Below are 16,873 nucleotides of genomic sequence, written 5' to 3' on the forward strand. Positions count from 1 at the left end.
CGATGAAGATTCTTGTGACCGGTGGCGCAGGGTTCATTGGCTCTGCTGTGGTGCGTCAGGCGATTGCCGCTGGGCATGGTGTGGTGAACGTGGATGCGCTGACCTATGCGGCCTGTCTGGAGAACGTGGCATCGGTTGCGGATAGCCCGAACTACAGCTTTGCGCAGGTGGACATCCGCGACCGCAAGGCGCTCAATCAGGTCTTCACAACGCATCAGCCGGATGTGGTGATGCATCTGGCAGCGGAATCCCATGTGGACCGCTCCATTGATGGCCCCGGTGATTTTATCGAGACCAATATCACTGGCACATTCAACATGCTGGAGGCGGCGCGCCAGTATTGGATTGAGAAAGGCAAACCGGAGGGGTTTCGCTTCCACCACATCTCAACGGATGAGGTCTATGGCAGTCTTCCCGCGGACCCAGAAGTGCAGTTCACTGAGGACACCGCCTATGATCCGCGCAGTCCCTATTCCGCCTCAAAAGCGGCTTCAGACCATCTGGTGCGGGCCTGGGCGGAGACCTACGGGTTGCCGGTTCTGCTGACCAATTGTTCCAACAACTACGGGCCGTATCACTTCCCGGAAAAGCTCATCCCCGTTGTGATCCTGAATGCGCTCGCAGGAAAGCCGCTGCCGATTTACGGTGACGGGTCCAACGTGCGGGATTGGCTTTATGTGGAAGACCACGCCGATGCGTTGCTGACGGTGGTGAAACAGGGCGTTGTTGGGCGGACCTACAACATTGGCGGCGAGAATGAGCGCACCAACCTGCAACTGGTGCAGACGCTCTGTGCGATCCTTGATGAGCTGCGTCCGCGGGAGAGCGGGGCCTATGCCGATCTGATCACCTTTGTGACCGATCGCCCGGGCCATGACGCGCGCTATGCGATTGACCCGACCCGCATTCGCGAAGAGCTGGGCTGGCGTCCGTCGGTCACCGTGGAGGAAGGGCTGCGTAAAACCGTGGCCTGGTATCTGGACAATGAAGCCTGGTGGCAGCCGCTGCTCAATCGGCATCGCGTGGGAGAACGCATTGGCGAAGATGCGGACCGCAGTGCCAAAGACGCGGCTGATGCGCCATGAAGGCACTGGTTTTTGGCAAGTCCGGCCAGGTGGCCAAGGCGCTGATCGCCTGTGGTGAAGCTGAGGCTGGTCTGACCATTGAAGCGCTGGATCGCAGCCAAGCCGATTTCACCCAGCCCGATGCCTGCGCCGCACTGGTCAGGGCGACAGATGCGGAAGTTGTGATCAACGCGGTGGCCTATACGGCGGTGGATCAGGCGGAGAGTGATGAGGCGGTTGCGACCACAATAAACGGCACCACACCCGGGGCGATTGCTGCCGCCTGTGCCGATCGGGGCCTGCCGTTTGTGCATATCTCAACGGATTACGTGTTTGATGGCGCTGGCGAGGCGCCCTTTGCAACAGATCATCCCACCGCACCACTTGGAGCCTATGGCCGATCCAAACTGGCGGGCGAAGGGTCGGTGCGTGCAGCGGGTGGTACCCATGCGATCCTGCGCACCTCCTGGGTATTTTCCGAGCACGGCAATAACTTTGTCAAAACCATGCTGCGGCTTGGGGGCGAGCGCGACGGTCTCACCATTGTGGCGGATCAGATCGGCGGGCCGACCAGCGCAGCCCATATCGCGCAGAGCTGTCTGACCGTTGCGCGCACTCTCGCAGCGCAACCGGAGCAAAGCGGCACCTATCACCTTTCGGGCGGACCGGATGTGAGCTGGGCAGATTTTGCCCGAGAGATTTTTGCGCAGGCAGGTTTGAGCTGCGCGGTTGAAGACATTCCAAGCAGCGCTTATCCAACCCCGGCCGCGCGGCCCAAAAATTCCCGTCTGGACAACAGTCAGACGCTTGCCACCTTTGGCATCGAGCGTTCTGATTGGCGCATTGAGTTGGCAGGCGTTTTCAAGAAATTGGACAGATAGATATGACACAGCGCAAAGGCATCATTCTGGCGGGCGGAACGGGCTCACGCCTGCATCCGATCACCATGGCTGTCTCCAAACAGCTTTTGCCGATCTATGACAAACCGATGATCTACTATCCGATTTCGGTGCTGATGCTGGCAGGCATTCGCGAGATCTGCATCATCACCACGCCGCAGGATCAGGAACAGTTCAAGCGGCTTCTGGGAGATGGCAGCCAGTGGGGGATCTCGCTCGCATATGTGGTTCAGCCGTCACCGGACGGGCTGGCGCAGGCGTTTATTCTTGCAGAAGAGTTTCTGGATGGTGCGCCCTCCACATTGGTGCTTGGCGACAATATCTTCTTTGGTCACGGTCTGCCTGAGGTGCTGGTAGCCGCCGATCAGCGCGCGGTTGGCGGCACGGTTTTTGGCTATCATGTGCAAGATCCGGAGCGCTATGGCGTGGTGTCTTTTGATGCGGATGGACAGGCGCGTGAGATCGTGGAAAAGCCGGCGGTGCCCCCCTCCAACTATGCGGTGACCGGGCTGTATTTCCTTGATCAGGACGCGCCGGAGCGGGCGCGCAGTGTCAAACCTTCTCCGCGCGGAGAGCTTGAGATCACCGATCTGCTGCAGACCTATCTGACCGAGGGTAAGCTGCATGTGGAGACCATGGGGCGGGGCTATGCCTGGCTTGATACCGGCACGCACGCCTCTCTGCTGGACGCGAGCAATTTTGTGCGCACGCTGGAAAACCGGCAAGGGCTGCAGACGGGCTGTCTGGAAGAGATCGCCTTTGATCGCGGCTGGATTTCGGTGGAGCAGCTTGCCGAGCGCGCCAAGCTCTTTGACAAAAGCGCCTATGGTGCCTATCTGGCGAAGATCCTGGCGGAGACCTGAGCGTGGCCTAGGGGCGGCAGGCCGCCTCCCATTCTGTCAGAAACTGCATGATTTCCAGACTGTCTGAGAGCCGTGGACTGGGCCGGTCTGCGGCCTCTGCACCGCAGCGCAGCGCGCGCTCTACCATGCGGGTCTGATGATAGAAGGCATCCTGTTCTGAGCGCACCACAATGTCGCGCGTAGGACCGTCGTAAGGCTGCCAGATCATGCGGCTTTCGCCCGGTTCAGGCAGCCAGGGATTGGTAGCAAACCGCAGCGTGCCTTTGGTGGTCACGATCACAAACTCATGGGCGAGACCATGGCCATCCGTGCTGTGCAGATTGGCCAGAACACCATTGTCAAATCGCACAGAGACACTTGCATCCTGCAAGGTGGCGTCTTTGCCAAGGTTGCCAAAGCCTGTGAGTTGCCGGGCGGCAAAGGCCTCCTGTCCGCACATGGTTTGCACCACCAGATGCAGCAGTGAGACCGGATAACAGCCGAGATTGTAAAGCGTGCCACCTCCCGCCGGATTGACCACCTGCCAGATATCGGCAGCATAAAACCCCGACACAGAGCGCAGCTCCCCGACAGATGGATCGCGCAGCACGGTCACAAGCTGCTCCATCAGGGGATGGGCCAGATACATCAGACCTTCGACAAAGAAGGTCTCTGCCCTTCGCACCGAGGCGGCAAGGGCATTGGCGTCTTCCATCGTTGTGGTCAGGGATTTCTCACAAAGCACGGGTTTGCCTGCGGCCATGGCGGCTTCGGTGGCGGCCCGGTGCAGATGGTTGGGCAGCGCGATATAGACCACATCCACATCCGCGTTGGCGAGCAGGGTTGCCTGATCGGTGGTGCTGGCCGGGATGTCATACTGCGCGGCAAGCGCATCCAGCGCTGCCTCATTGCGGCCGCAGATCATGGCCACAGAAGAGCGCTCACTGGCGCGGATCGCGCCGAGCATGGCGTGCGAAATAAACCCGGTTCCGATGATCCCCCATCGCAGCATGGCGTGTCTCCTGTTGGCTTGAGTGGCAGCCAGATGCCCTATGGCCTGAACCTAGAGAGCGGGCCCGCAAATGGCCAGCACACCGGTTTGGCGGGGAAAGACCGGGCGGTTTTCCCTTTGCGCTTTGGGGCCTGAGAGCTAATTTGACGCGCAAGAGCGGCAGATAGGCCGCTTTCGTTCATAAAAATTGACTAAAATATAAGGGGAGTATCATGGGAAAACGCGACGATTTGATCGCCAAATATGCAGATGATCTGCAAAACAAATGTGGCATGACACCGGATATGGATCTGCTGACGAAGGTCACGATTGGATGTGGCCCGGCAATCTACAATGATGACGCCTCAACGGTGGCGAGCTCTCAGCCGGAAGAGATCGAAATCGTGAAAAATAACTTTCTCATCAAGAAGTTGGGCCTTTCAGACGGGCCGGAGCTGATGCAGGCGATTGACGCGGTGTTTGAGACGTACGGCAAATCCGAGCGCAACAAATACCGTGCGGTTGTTTACTACATGCTCACCAAACATTTCGGCAAAGAAGCCCACTACGGCTAAAGAAAACACCACTCACGAAAGGCGCGTGTTTTGGCTATCTGGCCAAGCGCGCGCCTTAAGTCTTTCCAAAACCCTGATGGATCCCCTCATATTGTCGGTACTTGATAATTGAAACAGTGCGGGGGTCTGCGCTAGGCATAATGTGTCGGGCTAGGACGGCCGGACCCTAAGAGATAACAGACGCGTGTGGTGGTATGGGAGCACGCGGGGGGCATAGGGGGTCTGACCGAGTGGAAGCAGGCCCCCTATGTTTTATTTTGAGCCCGATAGACAGAAACCCTAGCGGACGACTGCCGAAACAGCCTAGAACATCAAAGCTTCGCTACCCGTGGAAACTGTGTGTGGAGTTTGCTCGAGTTGCTAAGTAGGTTTGGCGGCAGCCGCCGCTCTGATTGCCTTAATTTTGTGCGTTTTGGAATGCTGACGGGTATCCGTATTCACACGGTGGTCTATCGTCATCATGTGCGTTGAATTGCCGATGAGTTAGAGGCTAACTTCACTTTGACGTGACCTTGAAATAGAATGGAAGCTGCGCTATGGCCTGCTGTGACTGTCAAACATACGCATTCAGGCGGCTGTAACCAAAGCTAGAAATACGAGTATGTGCAAATTGGCAACTGCACGTTCGAAACGAATGGCTTTAGTTGAAACGGCTTTGCTGAATTTTAGGTTGCATAATATCAAAGTTGCACAATTTTAAATAGTAATATCTGGGAATACCCATGATTGATCCAATTGAAGCAGGATACATTATCCCGATGCTTGTCTCCTTTGGTGTCAGCTTCGGATTATGCTGCCTCTTTGCGCTGGTGCCGAGTCTCTTTCTTAATCAGGAGCACATGCGTAATGACCTCAATGCGCGCCAGGCAGAGCACAAGCGACCCACACCAAGAATAGGTGGCGTAGGAGTAATACTTGGGGTGGCCGTGACCTCTGCAATCTATTGGCAGAGAATAGAAAATGATTTGATTTGGGCGCTCGTGGCGACAGCGGTCGTCTTTGCGGTGGGGCTTCGCGAAGATTTACATCGGGACATGTCCCCTAAAGTGAGGTTGCTGGCGGCATTTGCTTCGGCAAGTTTGGCAATGATTTTGACCGGTGCTTTGTTACCAAGGCTTGGCGTGCCTTTTTTGGACACTATTGTCGGCCTGACGTTTGTAGGTGTTTTGCTGACCTTGTTGTGGTCAGCTGGAGCTTGTCACGCCCTTAACCTGATTGATGGTTTGAACGGGCTCGCCTCAGGCTATAGCATGATGGCTTCGGTGGCATTTTTTGTTATCGCGGGGATGACAGGCGACTACGACGTCCAATTTGTGTCGGGTGTGTTGAGTTTGGCGTTACTGGGGTTCTTCGTCCTTAATTGGCCGCGCGGGTATTTGTTCCTGGGCGACGCGGGCGCCTACGCTATCGGGCACATCTTGTCATGGCTGGGGATTATTCTGCTGGTTCGCAATCCTGAGGGCGCGGGGCTTGCCGTACTTCTGGTTCTTTTCTGGCCAGTGGCCGACACTGCCTTTGCGATTTGGAGGCGGCGGATGTTGGACAAGGGAACAGACCAACCTGACCGTCTTCATTTCCACCACCTTGTGGTGCGCGCATTGAGGATTGTTTTTGGCAAGAAACTCAAATCAGAGCTCTATAACCCGTTTGGAGCGCTTGTGTTGTTTCCGTTTGTCGCCGCACCAATTATTGCTGGTGTGATTTCGTGGCAAAACGGCCTACTTGCGCTCTTATTCCTGTTGCTGTTCGGGACACTCTTTATCGGAACCTACGTCGTATCCATGAATTTTTTCCGGAACCGAAAATTTGGCCAGAAAGATGTGGTTAAGGCGCCCTCAAACCGACCTGAAGTGCGCCCTATCGAAGTGTCTGCGTTGTCCGGAATATATGGAGAAGGTTCTCAATCGACCAACCTCCAAATTTTCAAACGATCAGAGAGTGGAAATTGGAGCATCGCGTCAAAAGATCAAAAAGGTGATGAGATTACGATCTTCGACAAGTTCACCACGGATCATGAGGCCTGGGATTACTTCAACGCCTCAATGGCAAAAGACTGATTATTGGTGGTGGCTCGCTACCTGATGCGTGAGCAATCTTTCTGATGTTTGGCCGCTTTATTTGATCTAGGCCCTTATGGCCTCAGGTTCCTTTCCCAAGTATTGTAGCCGATCTTGGTGGTGGCTGCAAAGAGAGCGAAGGGTGACATTCCAGAACAGTAGGAGCCCTAAGCCACTCTCGGCGCCGTGCTTGCCGCACGCCGGCCAAGAAAGGCTTGTCGCGCATTGTGAGAAAGCTGGGCCAGACGTGCCATTGGCAGGTCTGCTAGGCAGAAAAGTTCGTGTACATTTGCCGTGGTTCTGTGACCGTGGATCTTGCGCTTGAGTGTGGCGCGATGCCACTTGCTCTAGGTGATGATCAAAAGTGGGTCAGAAATCTGGGGCTTGGAGTAGACCGATTTAATTGCGTCGACAGAAGTGCGTTTTGTTTTCCCAGACTTGGAGATGATAACCATTTTGTCCATCGTTTGGGCAATCCTATGCGCAATTGCGGTGCCTTTTTTAGGAACTGGCAAAACAACGAAGATGCGCTCGTAACTCGCCTTGAGCCGGTCAAGCTGTTGAGCGCACGTCGATGGTTTCAAAAAGCTGTTAGGATCTATCGCTTCAATAAAATCAACCTTGTCTGAGATGGAAAACTTCCTGAAATCTTCCTCGACCGAGCCTCCACTTTTTGAAGCAATTTTACCGAATCCCTCCTGAGATAAATCAAGAACTGCAGTACGTCCTGCAATCATAGATGACGCTTTAGACAGACCTAATGCAAAACGTGCGGACACTTTTTCTGAGGCTGTTGTTGCCAATGGAACGATTTGGTCGCTTTCGTCTAGGGTGGCGAGAAAGTCTTGAGCCGCGACCAGCTGTTTGGCTGTAAGCCCTTGACGGTCCAGGCGCCCCAACCTTGAAGACGGAAAATTGTGGCTTCCAGGCAAAGCAAAGGCCTCTTTGATCGCCGAGTTTGTATAAAGCAATCCTCGTCTTTTGGATATTATCATCGCCAGGGCCACGCCGACGACAAAACCAAAAACAACGCCCAATACCAGGACAATTTTTTTATTGGGCGACGCCGGGTTGTTTGGCGCAATTGCTGTTTCGACAATTCGCCCGCTCGCCCGTTCATAACCTGAGGCGAGAGAACGCGTTTCAAATTGCGTGATCACCGATTCATAGATTGCCTGCTGCACATCGACTTCTCGCCGTAGAGCTTCCAGTTCCAACGCTTCAGCACCAGATTGCCGTGCCCGTTCTTCAAGCGCATTAAATGTGCTGATCAGTGGGGATTTCTGAGCCATCAAGCTTTGCACGGCACGTGTGAGTTGCTCATCCGTTGGCTTCTCCCAAAGGTTTGGATCACCAGGAAGGTTCATGAGACGGCGGAAGGACAAGCTTGTTGACACGGGGTGCGTCTGAGCAATTTCGGCTCCCGAAAAATCTTCAGCACGCATCGCTTCAAGGGCGCGAATGCTTTCGTCGATTTGTTCAACATCGCGTCGTATCTGCGCGAGCTGAACGGAAGTGCGCGAGAGATCTTCGGCAGATTGAAGGTTGTTGGTGATTGCGTAATCTCTGACTGCAGCATTGGCGACATCGAGCTTGGCACGAACCTGAAGCAACTCATCTGCAAAATAGTTCAAACTTTCGCGTGTTTCGTTGCGTTCACGTTCAAACATGTCCAAAAGTGTTTGCTCAACGATAACATTAGCAACTTGTGCAGCACGTTCTCCGTCAGGATGGGTTACCATCAAAGTGATGATGCCGTTATCTCCGGGAGTAACAACCAATCTGTCGCGCAGTCCGCCAACCGCCATAACCAGAAAATCATCGCGGTCCAATTCGATTTCTTCGGCCGGCCCTCGGATGAGTTCAATTGCTTGGCTGATCAATCCAGGCTTTCTCAGGCGTGCGTTAAAAATCGGATCTGATGCAAATTCTGCATCTGCGTAAATTGATTCAATAAACGGCCGCGATAAAACGCGGTCTTGGATTGCATCCGCTCTGGAAACATGACCTCCGACGTTGATACCAGCTAATGCCGAAAGGGTCGCTGCCTGTCGCAGATCAGGCCCGGCTTCGCTGCCGTCTAAAAGTTCAAACCGCGTTGACGCCTCAAACTCGGGAACTGCAACATTGAAAATGTAGTACGCCGCGAAGAAGATCGACAAGAAGGTCGTTAAGCAAACGACCCACCAATTGTGTAATATGGCGGCAAACAGCTCGCCCAGATCAATCTCGTCATCTTGCTCTCCAAGTTGCGTCATGGCCGGACCTCAATTAATTTCGCAGCGGTTTGAAGAGTGCCTATGAAAAAAAGCAACTTCTACGAGGGTATAGGATCTTGGTATAGATTCGCCGAAAAAGGCTTGCAATACGTAGCCTCCAGTACTCAAATTTTTTTACGCTACCGCTATTTAGGTGGGCTAGTGGGATAGGGAGATTTCCACAATCTAGAGGGCTCCTATTGGCTATTTCTGTCGTCAGAGAAGACCTCGCCAACATGGCTGCTAAAGCATAGAGGCAGGCGTTGGATCAGGACTGCAGTCCCGCGTCAAATGTTATCAGGTCCGGCTTTGCCCGGACGGGCGTTTGCACAGAAAATGCCGCGAGAGGGCACGCGCCTGTTTGCCTTTCTATATGAAGCTTTGGAATGCTGGTGACGGTGTAATCAGTGCTGACAGCTTCTATGCCCAGGCTTCTGAGACGGACCCAGCCAAGGTCTTATAGGCATCTTTGTCCGCAGAGCGATGCAGCGATCCTGAAGCCTGTGATTTAGCACACATAGATCGACCAGATCAGGCGCGTCCTTTTGGAGTCAAAGGTACGTGCCCGACCCGCCGCAAAGAAAAACTGGGCGAATGTTCTCCTGGTCGTGCATTTTAAGCGCGGAAGCTGTCTTGATTGCTCAAGAACCACTGGTAGGTCTCTGAAATTCCTCTGTCGAGTTCAATAGAGGCGGTCCAGCCCATATTGGCCAAACGGCTCACATCCATGAGTTTGCGCATGGTGCCGTCTGGCTTGCTCGGATCCGTGGCAATTTCGCCTTTAAATCCGGTCACACCAGCGACTTTTTTGGCCAGTTCCAAGATCGAGATATCGGTGCCGCAACCAACATTGATGTGGCTCAGCATCGGCTCGGTATTGGCTTCATAGATGTCTTTTGGAAGATCTAAGACGAATAAAGAAGCAGCCGCCATATCATCGACATGCAGGAATTCGCGGCGCGGCTTTCCAGACCCCCAAATTGTGACGCAATCGGTGCCGCTTTGTGCGGCTTCGTGAAAACGCCGGATAAGAGCTGGCAAGACGTGGCTATTTTCTGGGTGGAAATTGTCACCCGGACCATAGAGGTTCGTCGGCATTACAGAACGGTAGTCAACGCCGTGCTGGCGATTGTAGCTTTCGCAAAGTTTGATACCCGCGATTTTCGCAACAGCATAAGGCTCGTTGGTTGGCTCAAGGATGCCTGTCAGAAGAGCGTCTTCGCGCATGGGCTGAGGAACTGCGCGCGGGTAAATGCAAGAAGATCCGAGTTGCAATAGTTGTGTGACGCCAGCGGCGAAGGCCTGATGGATCACGTTGCATTCGATCATCAGGTTTTCATAGATGAAATCGGCCGGGTAGGTGTTGTTGGCGTGAATGCCTCCGACCTTGGCCGCCGCCAACACGACGACGTCCGGTTTTTCTGACTTCATAAATTCGCAAACGGCAGCTTGATCCGTTAAGTCGAGTTCTGCGTGGGTACGCGTTGTGATGTTTGTCTCGCCACGCGCCTCAAGTTGGCGCACGATCGCGCTGCCAACCATGCCTCTGTGTCCAGCGACGTAGATCTTTCGCATGGCTTATCCTTCGACTGAAACTGGCAGGTCGAGCCCGTGCTCTTTCAGCAGAGCATGGCGGCGCGCTGTTTTGAGGTCTTCGGCAACCATTTCCGCGCACATCTCTTGCGTGGTGATTTCCGGCACCCAGCCCAGTTTCTCTTTTGCTTTTGTTGGATCGCCCAAAAGCGTGTCGACTTCCGCAGGGCGGAAATACCGTGGGTCAATGCGCATGACCACATCGCCAACCGCCAGAGCGGGAGCGTCGTCGCCATCAATCGCGGCAACAGTCGCGATTTCGTCCACGCCTTCGCCGGTGAATTCTAGCGTGATGCCCAGCTCTTTGGCCGACCAGTTGATGAATTCGCGCACAGAATATTGTTTGCCGGTTGCGATCACAAAATCTTCGGCTTCATCCTGTTGCAGCATCATCCATTGCATGCGGACATAGTCTTTGGCGTGGCCCCAGTCGCGAAGGCTGTCGATGTTGCCCATGTAAAGGCAAGGCTCAAGACCCTGGGCGATATTCGCAAGCCCTCGCGTGATTTTGCGCGTCACGAAGGTTTCACCACGTCGCGGGCTCTCGTGATTAAACAAAATGCCATTGCAGGCATACATGCCATAGGCTTCGCGGTAGTTTACCGTGATCCAATAGCTATAAAGCTTGGCAACGGCATAGGGAGAACGCGGGTAAAATGGGGTTGTCTCTTTTTGCGGCGTTTCCTGCACAAGACCGTAGAGTTCAGACGTCGACGCTTGATAAAACTTGGTCTTTTTTTCAAGTCCCAGGAAGCGAATTGCTTCGAGCAGGCGCAGGGTGCCCATGCCATCGACGTCTGCTGTATATTCCGGCGATTCAAACGAAACTGCCACATGTGACTGTGCGCCAAGGTTGTATACTTCGTCTGGTTGAACCTCAGAAATGATGCGGGTGAGATTGGAGGTGTCTGTCAGATCGCCATAGTGCAGTTTGAATTTGGCGTTATCGACGTGTGGATCCTCATAAATATGATCTACGCGCGCGGTGTTGAAGAGCGAGGCTCGGCGCTTGATACCGTGTACCTCATAGCCTTTTTCAAGAAGGAATTCAGCAAGGTATGAACCGTCCTGGCCTGTTACACCTGTGATTAATGCGCGCTTGGTCATAGTTAACCTTATTTGTAGCTAGTTTTTGGGGCACGGCCTAAATTTACAGCCTGCCCTATCCAATTAAAAGCGAGATACACAGAAAACAGGGTTTCGAACAACGTTAAATACCACTGTTTGCGCTATTGTTTGGCCTTGAATGGGTAGTACACTTAGGGTTGATTTAACTCAGGTACCATTTAGCAAAATGAGTCACGTCGTCTGTGACATTTGTATTGGTTTGATATCTGACGAATTTTTGCATCAGAACCACATTCGCCTAAGTGCCTGCCCTGTTCCCGGAGCTTCTTGCCCTCAATCCAAAATCGGACAAATGGCGTCGCCGTTTGGACAAACACGAAGCGGCTCACGTAGTTGAAGTCAAAAAACCCGCTTAGGGTGCTTCGAAGCGTTGGAGATATTCCAAAAGAGATTTTTCTGGCTCCTCGTCAAAAATCTGCCCAGCCAGCAATGCCTCGTTGATGTGATCGACCCGAAAGACCCGGAAGTCTTCACGGGTTTCGCACCACGCAGTGCAGGTCCAGGCGCGACCCCAATATTCCATCTGTAGAGGTCGAATACGTCTTCGGCTTTGGCGGCCATCCAGTCTGGTATAGTCGATCATGAGTACCTGCCTTTCGCGGATAGCGCGGCGAATGATCGGCATTTGGGCAAAACTTGCTGCCACTTCAGGGGCTGCAAAGATCTCTTTGCCAAAACCGTCGATCCCACCGAACATGGGCTCAGGCATGGCGCGATCTACTTTGCTCAACATACGTTCGGCGGCTTCTTGCAATTCCGGATCAGCGGTTTGCCGCACCAGAGCGGCGCCAAGGTGTAAAGCCTCAAGCTCGATCTGTGTCAGCGCCATAGGGGGCATGAATACGGGCGCTCGCAGAATGTAGCCCACCCCGCGTTCGCCCTCCACTGGAATGCCTGAGGCGACCAGTGTGTCCATATCCCGATAGATCGTGCGGACCGACACCTCCATTTTCTCGGCGAGGTTTGATGCCTTGTGCAGGCGTCCATCGCGCAGAAGTTGGATCAAATCAAAGAGGCGGTCGGTCCGGCGCATTTTATGACGTGCTGCCTTTGATGGTGTAGTGGGACATGCTCATGGAATTCTGATCCAGAACCGCCATCAGGTCCATCAGTTCCGGATGTGCTTCTGGGTTGAACGCTGCGGAAGCCGCATGCGCATCGGCAAGCGTTTCCCATTCCACCTCGTCGATCCAATCACCTTCCGCGGTGACTGCGACACGGCGGCGGAGAAAGCCGGCCTGTGCCGTTGCAAAGCTCTGCGACTTTTCCCATGCGGCTATGGCTTGTTCCGGTTCGACGTCGGCGTTCAGGCGGTAGCGCACAATTTCAATAACAGACATGTTGGTCTCCTATGTGGTCTGTTTCGATATCCGCCTTGTGTCACAGCCCAACTGACACGGTCTGTCAGTTGGTTTTGGAGTCAGCCAGGTTTTCTGGCAATATTTGCAAAACGCCCTAAATGGTGTATCTGCACCGCTTGAATTCCCAGATGAGTCCCTGAGCCATGAGTACCTCCGCGCCAATCACGCAGGACGTGATGACCATTCCCCGTAAGCTGCCTGAGGGCGGCAAGATCAATCTCGTTGGGTTGACCCGTGATCAGATGCGGGAAGTTCTGATTGCCAATGGGACCAAGGAGAAGCAGGCCAAGATGCGCGTTGGGCAAATCTGGCAGTGGATCTACCAATGGGGCGTGCGTGATTTTCACGAAATGACCAACCTGTCCAAAGCCTATCGGGCAGAGCTGGATGAGATCTTTGAAATTGCGATCCCTGAAGTCATCACCAAACAGGTCAGTGAGGACGGGACCCGGAAATATCTGGTGCGTATTGCCGGTGGGCATGAGGTTGAGGTGGTTTACATCCCTGAGGATGATCGTGGTACGCTATGTATCTCCTCTCAGGTCGGGTGCACGCTGACTTGCTCCTTCTGCCATACAGGTACCCAGAAACTGGTGCGCAATTTGACCGCGGCGGAAATTATCGGTCAGCTGATGATGGCGCGTGATGATCTTGAAGAATGGCCGGTGCCTGGTGCGCCTAAAGACGAGACGCGCCTGCTCTCCAATATTGTTCTGATGGGCATGGGTGAGCCGCTCTACAATTTCGATAATGTGCGTGACGCGATGAAGATTGCGATGGACCCGGAAGGGATTTCTCTGTCTCGTCGCCGTATCACGCTGTCGACCTCTGGGGTTGTTCCGGAGATTGCACGCACGGCTGAAGAGATTGGCTGTCTGCTCGCGATTTCCTTCCATGCCACGACCAACGAAACCCGTGACGTGTTGGTTCCGATCAACAAGCGTTGGAACATTGACGAGTTGTTGCAGGCCCTTGCCGATTATCCAAAAGTCTCCAACTCCGAGCGGATCACCTTTGAGTATGTGATGTTGGATGGTGTGAACGATACCGACGAAGACGCCCACCGTCTGATCGACCATATCAAACGCTACAACATTCCGGCCAAGATCAACCTAATCCCCTTCAATGAATGGCCAGGTGCGCCTTATAAACGCAGCTCCAACAACCGCATCCGCGCGTTTGCCAATATCATTTATCAGGCAGGCTATGCCTCCCCGATCCGCAAGACCCGCGGTGAAGATATCATGGCGGCTTGCGGTCAGTTGAAATCCGCAACAGAGCGGGCACGCAAATCGCGCAAGCAAATTGCGGAAGAGGCGGGACTTTCGCAGCCCTAAGCCTTTGGCGCTGCAACGGGTTGGAAAGCTTTGCAAATTTGGGTAATCTGATCGTGGTTTTCATCACGGAAGAGTTGTTATGCCCAAGTTTGTGCTTTCCACCGCTGCGCATCTGATCGCCAACGCTGTCGGCCTTATCCTTGCCAGTGTTCTGCTGCCAGGGTTTTCCATTGGCATCTTGGGCGCAATCATTGTGACATTGGTTTTTACGGTGGTGTCGGTTGTGCTTTTGCCGGTGGTTCGCAAAATTGCAGAGAAGAAGCTGCCGGAGCTTTTGGGTGGCATTTCACTTGTTGTGTCCTTCGCTGGCTTGCTCATCACCGAACTGCTTGTTTCAGATTTTAACATCGGCGGGGTCGCCAACCTGCTCGCAGCGACATTGATTGTCTGGCTTGGCGCGTTGATTTCTGGCGTGTTGCTGCCGAAGTATCTGTTCCCGTCTTTGGCAGAGGCCAAATCCCAAAAGGTTAACAAAGCCTAAAACTTTTCACAGTTAGGCGCCAATTCAGTCGAGATCGACCTTCAGTTTCCCTTCTGTAAACAACGGGAAGGAAGGCACGATGACACCTACTCAAGTTCTTAGCACTGAGATTGAAGCACCTGTTTTGGATATTCTGAAGCGAGAGCGGGATCAGGCTTTGAGCGCGCGTGAATGGAAGTTTCGCCTCGCGGGCTATGGATATGCCATCAAGGATGTGGCCGGTGCGCAGGTTGTGACCAAGTTGCCTCAGGGTACAGAGATCGGCGTTCTGCCAAAGCAGTTTCACTAATGCAGTCAGACCGAGCATATACGCAGTTGCCAGAACTGTGACGCCCCGAAGATATCGGAGCGCCTGAAATTTCTGGGTGTGTTGGGCTCAGCGGCCGGGAATCTCCGCGCGGCGGGAATAGTCTTTCCAGTTGTCGAGCACCTCGACAGCCTCTTCAGCGGTTTCCACGAACTGGAAGAGGTCCAGATCATCAGCCGAGATGGTGCCTGCGTCTGACAGAGCGTCCCAGTTGATGATGCTTTCCCAAAATGCACGCCCGAACAACAGGAACGGGACGCGCTGCATCCGCCCTGTCTGAATGAGCGTCAGGGCTTCGAACAGCTCATCAAGCGTGCCAAACCCGCCAGGGAACACACAGATGGCCCGTGCACGCATCAGAAAGTGCATCTTGCGTATCGCAAAATAATGGAAGTTGAAGCACAGGTCCGGGGATACATATTCGTTTGGCGCCTGTTCGTGAGGCAGTACGATGTTGAGGCCAATTGAGCGCCCACCGGCCTCCATTGCGCCACGGTTGCCCGCCTCCATCACGCCGGGGCCGCCACCCGTGACGATCACGCTCTTCTTGCCATCGCTGGCTTTGGTCACGATCTGAGCAAACTTGCGTGCCTCATCATAAAAAGACGACAAATCTGCCAAAGTCTGCGTGCGTGCAGTCTTCTTTTTGGCGGGTTCAGGAATGCGCGCGCCGCCAAACAGCACCACGGTGCTTTCAATACCGTGTCCGTCGAGCGCCAGTTCCGGCTTGAGAAGCTCAAGCTGCAATCTCACCGGGCGCAGCTCATCCCGACACAGGAAATCAGTGTCCGCAAAAGCCAATCTGTAAGAAGGGGCACGGGTTTGTGGAGTGTCCGGGACATGTGACGCGGTTTCACGATCTGAATGGGCATCAGACAGCGGGTGGGGGCGTTCATCCTGCATGGTGTTGGTCCTTGCTTGCGCGTTTAGCTCAGGCCTATAGGTTTCACGTTAACAAAGCCAGTAACAGGGACGCAAAATGGACTGGAACGCCGAGATAAAAGCCGCTGCTGCGCGTATAAATGGACATATTGTGCGCACACCTGTGATGACAGTGGATGGCGGGTTTGGCCTAAGCCACAGCATCGAGATGAAGCTGGAGCAGCTGCAGCACACCGGCACATTCAAGGCGCGCGGGGCATTTAACACCCTGCTATCTCGTGACGTACCTGCGGCAGGTCTGGTTGCAGCTTCTGGTGGAAATCATGGTGCGGCGGTGGCTTACGCCGCGCATCAGCTTGGTCACAAGGCTCGAATCTACGTGCCAGAAATGGCGGGCCCGGCAAAAGTTGCGCTCATCAAGGATGCGGGGGCAGATTTGCAGGTTGTACCGGGCGCCTATGCGGACGCTTTTGAGCAGGCGACGGCTTATGAGGCAGAAACCGGCGCGATGCAAATACACGCCTATGACGCGCCGGCGACGGTGGCAGGGCAAGGCACTTTGGCTTTGGAATGGGAAGAGCAGGGGCTGGATGCCGACACTATTCTGATCGCCGTGGGCGGTGGCGGTTTGATTGCGGGGGCGATGGCATGGTTTGACGGTCGCCGTCGTGTGGTCGCTGTTGAGCCGGAAACGTCCTGCGCGCTCAATGCTGCGCTGGGCGTTGGGTCTCCGGTAGATGTAGAGGTATCGGGCGTCGCTGCAAACGCGCTGGGTGCCAAGCGCATTGGGCAAATTTGCTATGACCTCTCTGTGTCCACTGGAGCGGAGTCCATTGTGGTCTCAGATGACGCGATCACACGCGCGCAACAGGCGCTTTGGTGTGAGCGTCGTCTGCTTGTGGAACCGGCGGGGGCAACCGCTCTCGCGGCGTTGATGTCGGGCGCTTATGTGCCGGAGCCCGGTGAAAAAGTCGCTGTGCTGGTCTGCGGAGCCAATATTGCGCCCGATCCGATGCAATAATGGTCGCAAAGAGGACGTGACGGCTGCGTCCGATCTCGTTAGATAAGCGTGAACTCAAGACATCCGGAGCCTGAAGA

16 protein-coding genes are annotated in these 16,873 nt (G+C 54.4%); 9 read left to right on the forward strand and 7 right to left on the reverse strand.

The annotated features are described in order from the left end of the window. Positions 1–2: 2 nt before the first annotated feature. The 3 genes from rfbB to rfbA are packed head-to-tail and all read left to right on the forward strand — an operon-like array spanning position 3 to position 2,826. Positions 3–1,085 carry a dTDP-glucose 4,6-dehydratase gene (rfbB, locus tag J7412_RS01515; protein ID WP_209076389.1) on the forward strand — a complete coding sequence of 361 codons (1,083 nt, stop codon included), beginning with the start codon at positions 3–5 and terminating at the stop codon, positions 1,083–1,085. After that, a complete protein-coding gene (rfbD, locus tag J7412_RS01520; RefSeq protein WP_209076391.1) occupies positions 1,082–1,945 on the forward strand; it encodes a dTDP-4-dehydrorhamnose reductase in 864 nt (287 codons plus the stop codon). The genes rfbB and rfbD overlap by 4 nt, the downstream gene beginning before the upstream one ends. 2 nt (positions 1,946–1,947) lie before the next feature. Next, complete coding sequence (rfbA, locus tag J7412_RS01525; RefSeq protein ID WP_209076393.1) at positions 1,948–2,826, forward strand: glucose-1-phosphate thymidylyltransferase RfbA; 879 nt, start codon at positions 1,948–1,950, stop codon at positions 2,824–2,826. Between the two features lie 7 nt (positions 2,827–2,833). Here the strand turns inward: rfbA and J7412_RS01530 are convergent, their stop codons facing one another. Then, the gene (locus tag J7412_RS01530) at positions 2,834–3,817 is read right to left on the reverse strand and encodes a Gfo/Idh/MocA family oxidoreductase (RefSeq protein WP_209076395.1); all 984 of its coding nucleotides are present in this window, start codon (positions 3,815–3,817) and stop codon (positions 2,834–2,836) included. A gap of 212 nt (positions 3,818–4,029) precedes the next feature. Here J7412_RS01530 and J7412_RS01535 point away from each other — a divergent pair, with 212 nt between their 5' ends. Together J7412_RS01535 and J7412_RS01540 are read left to right on the forward strand one after the other, a co-directional pair. Then, positions 4,030–4,371, forward strand: a complete 342-nt coding sequence (locus J7412_RS01535; RefSeq protein WP_209058117.1) for a DUF2853 family protein — start codon at positions 4,030–4,032, stop codon at positions 4,369–4,371. A 722-nt stretch (positions 4,372–5,093) separates the two neighbouring features. Then, positions 5,094–6,428 carry an MraY family glycosyltransferase gene (locus J7412_RS01540; protein WP_209076397.1) on the forward strand — a complete coding sequence of 445 codons (1,335 nt, stop codon included), beginning with the start codon at positions 5,094–5,096 and terminating at the stop codon, positions 6,426–6,428. A 347-nt stretch (positions 6,429–6,775) separates the two neighbouring features. Here J7412_RS01540 and J7412_RS01545 read toward each other — a convergent pair whose 3' ends face one another. The 5 genes from J7412_RS01545 to J7412_RS01565 form a co-directional block, all read right to left on the reverse strand. After that, positions 6,776–8,686: a GNVR domain-containing protein gene (locus J7412_RS01545; RefSeq protein WP_209076400.1), complete on the reverse strand. Its 1,911-nt coding sequence runs from the start codon at positions 8,684–8,686 to the stop codon at positions 6,776–6,778. Between the two features lie 615 nt (positions 8,687–9,301). Beyond that, a complete protein-coding gene (locus J7412_RS01550) occupies positions 9,302–10,261 on the reverse strand; it encodes a GDP-L-fucose synthase (RefSeq protein WP_209076402.1) in 960 nt (319 codons plus the stop codon). 3 nt (positions 10,262–10,264) lie between these two features. Continuing rightward, on the reverse strand, positions 10,265–11,386 hold the full coding sequence (gene gmd, locus J7412_RS01555) for a GDP-mannose 4,6-dehydratase (RefSeq protein WP_209076404.1): 1,122 nt from the start codon (positions 11,384–11,386) through the stop codon (positions 10,265–10,267). Between the two features lie 373 nt (positions 11,387–11,759). Beyond that, positions 11,760–12,440 carry a YafY family protein gene (locus J7412_RS01560; RefSeq protein WP_209076406.1) on the reverse strand — a complete coding sequence of 227 codons (681 nt, stop codon included), beginning with the start codon at positions 12,438–12,440 and terminating at the stop codon, positions 11,760–11,762. 1 nt (position 12,441) lies between these two features. Further along, positions 12,442–12,747, reverse strand: coding sequence for a hypothetical protein (locus J7412_RS01565; protein ID WP_209076408.1), 306 nt, complete (start codon positions 12,745–12,747; stop codon positions 12,442–12,444). Positions 12,748–12,911: 164 nt separating this feature from the next. Between J7412_RS01565 and rlmN the strand changes: the two genes are divergently transcribed. The 3 genes from rlmN to J7412_RS01580 all read left to right on the forward strand — a co-directional run bounded on the left by rlmN (position 12,912) and on the right by J7412_RS01580 (position 14,875). Continuing rightward, positions 12,912–14,105, forward strand: a complete 1,194-nt coding sequence (rlmN, locus tag J7412_RS01570) for a 23S rRNA (adenine(2503)-C(2))-methyltransferase RlmN (protein ID WP_209076410.1) — start codon at positions 12,912–12,914, stop codon at positions 14,103–14,105. 79 nt (positions 14,106–14,184) lie between these two features. Then, entirely contained in the window at positions 14,185–14,586 is a 402-nt protein-coding gene (locus J7412_RS01575; RefSeq protein WP_209076412.1) for a phage holin family protein, read from the forward strand. 79 nt (positions 14,587–14,665) lie between these two features. After that, positions 14,666–14,875 carry a hypothetical protein gene (locus tag J7412_RS01580; protein ID WP_209076414.1) on the forward strand — a complete coding sequence of 70 codons (210 nt, stop codon included), beginning with the start codon at positions 14,666–14,668 and terminating at the stop codon, positions 14,873–14,875. Between the two features lie 87 nt (positions 14,876–14,962). On the opposite strand, the gene J7412_RS01585 is transcribed toward J7412_RS01580, so the two are convergent. Continuing rightward, the gene (locus J7412_RS01585) at positions 14,963–15,796 is read right to left on the reverse strand and encodes a TIGR00730 family Rossman fold protein (protein WP_209076417.1); all 834 of its coding nucleotides are present in this window, start codon (positions 15,794–15,796) and stop codon (positions 14,963–14,965) included. 76 nt (positions 15,797–15,872) lie between these two features. On the opposite strand from J7412_RS01585, the gene J7412_RS01590 reads away from it, so the two are divergent. After that, on the forward strand, positions 15,873–16,796 hold the full coding sequence (locus J7412_RS01590) for a threonine/serine dehydratase (RefSeq protein WP_209076419.1): 924 nt from the start codon (positions 15,873–15,875) through the stop codon (positions 16,794–16,796). The last annotated feature ends 77 nt before the right edge of the window (positions 16,797–16,873 follow it).

Source organism: Shimia sp. R9_3 (genome assembly GCF_017743755.1).
GTDB lineage: Bacteria > Pseudomonadota > Alphaproteobacteria > Rhodobacterales > Rhodobacteraceae > Shimia.

Bases quoted from the DNA above. Each gene is read 5' to 3' on its own strand.
- rfbB (WP_209076389.1), top strand. From the start codon at position 3: ATGAAGATTCTTGTGACCGGTGGCGCAGGGTTCATTGGCTCTGCTGTG.
- rfbD (WP_209076391.1), top strand. From the start codon at position 1,082: ATGAAGGCACTGGTTTTTGGCAAGTCCGGCCAGGTGGCCAAGGCGCTG.
- rfbA (WP_209076393.1), top strand. From the start codon at position 1,948: ATGACACAGCGCAAAGGCATCATTCTGGCGGGCGGAACGGGCTCACGC.
- J7412_RS01530 (WP_209076395.1), bottom strand. From the start codon at position 3,817: ATGCTGCGATGGGGGATCATCGGAACCGGGTTTATTTCGCACGCCATG.
- J7412_RS01535 (WP_209058117.1), top strand. From the start codon at position 4,030: ATGGGAAAACGCGACGATTTGATCGCCAAATATGCAGATGATCTGCAA.
- J7412_RS01540 (WP_209076397.1), top strand. From the start codon at position 5,094: ATGATTGATCCAATTGAAGCAGGATACATTATCCCGATGCTTGTCTCC.
- J7412_RS01545 (WP_209076400.1), bottom strand. From the start codon at position 8,686: ATGACGCAACTTGGAGAGCAAGATGACGAGATTGATCTGGGCGAGCTG.
- J7412_RS01550 (WP_209076402.1), bottom strand. From the start codon at position 10,261: ATGCGAAAGATCTACGTCGCTGGACACAGAGGCATGGTTGGCAGCGCG.
- gmd (WP_209076404.1), bottom strand. From the start codon at position 11,386: ATGACCAAGCGCGCATTAATCACAGGTGTAACAGGCCAGGACGGTTCA.
- J7412_RS01560 (WP_209076406.1), bottom strand. From the start codon at position 12,440: ATGCGCCGGACCGACCGCCTCTTTGATTTGATCCAACTTCTGCGCGAT.
- J7412_RS01565 (WP_209076408.1), bottom strand. From the start codon at position 12,747: ATGTCTGTTATTGAAATTGTGCGCTACCGCCTGAACGCCGACGTCGAA.
- rlmN (WP_209076410.1), top strand. From the start codon at position 12,912: ATGAGTACCTCCGCGCCAATCACGCAGGACGTGATGACCATTCCCCGT.
- J7412_RS01575 (WP_209076412.1), top strand. From the start codon at position 14,185: ATGCCCAAGTTTGTGCTTTCCACCGCTGCGCATCTGATCGCCAACGCT.
- J7412_RS01580 (WP_209076414.1), top strand. From the start codon at position 14,666: ATGACACCTACTCAAGTTCTTAGCACTGAGATTGAAGCACCTGTTTTG.
- J7412_RS01585 (WP_209076417.1), bottom strand. From the start codon at position 15,796: ATGCAGGATGAACGCCCCCACCCGCTGTCTGATGCCCATTCAGATCGT.
- J7412_RS01590 (WP_209076419.1), top strand. From the start codon at position 15,873: ATGGACTGGAACGCCGAGATAAAAGCCGCTGCTGCGCGTATAAATGGA.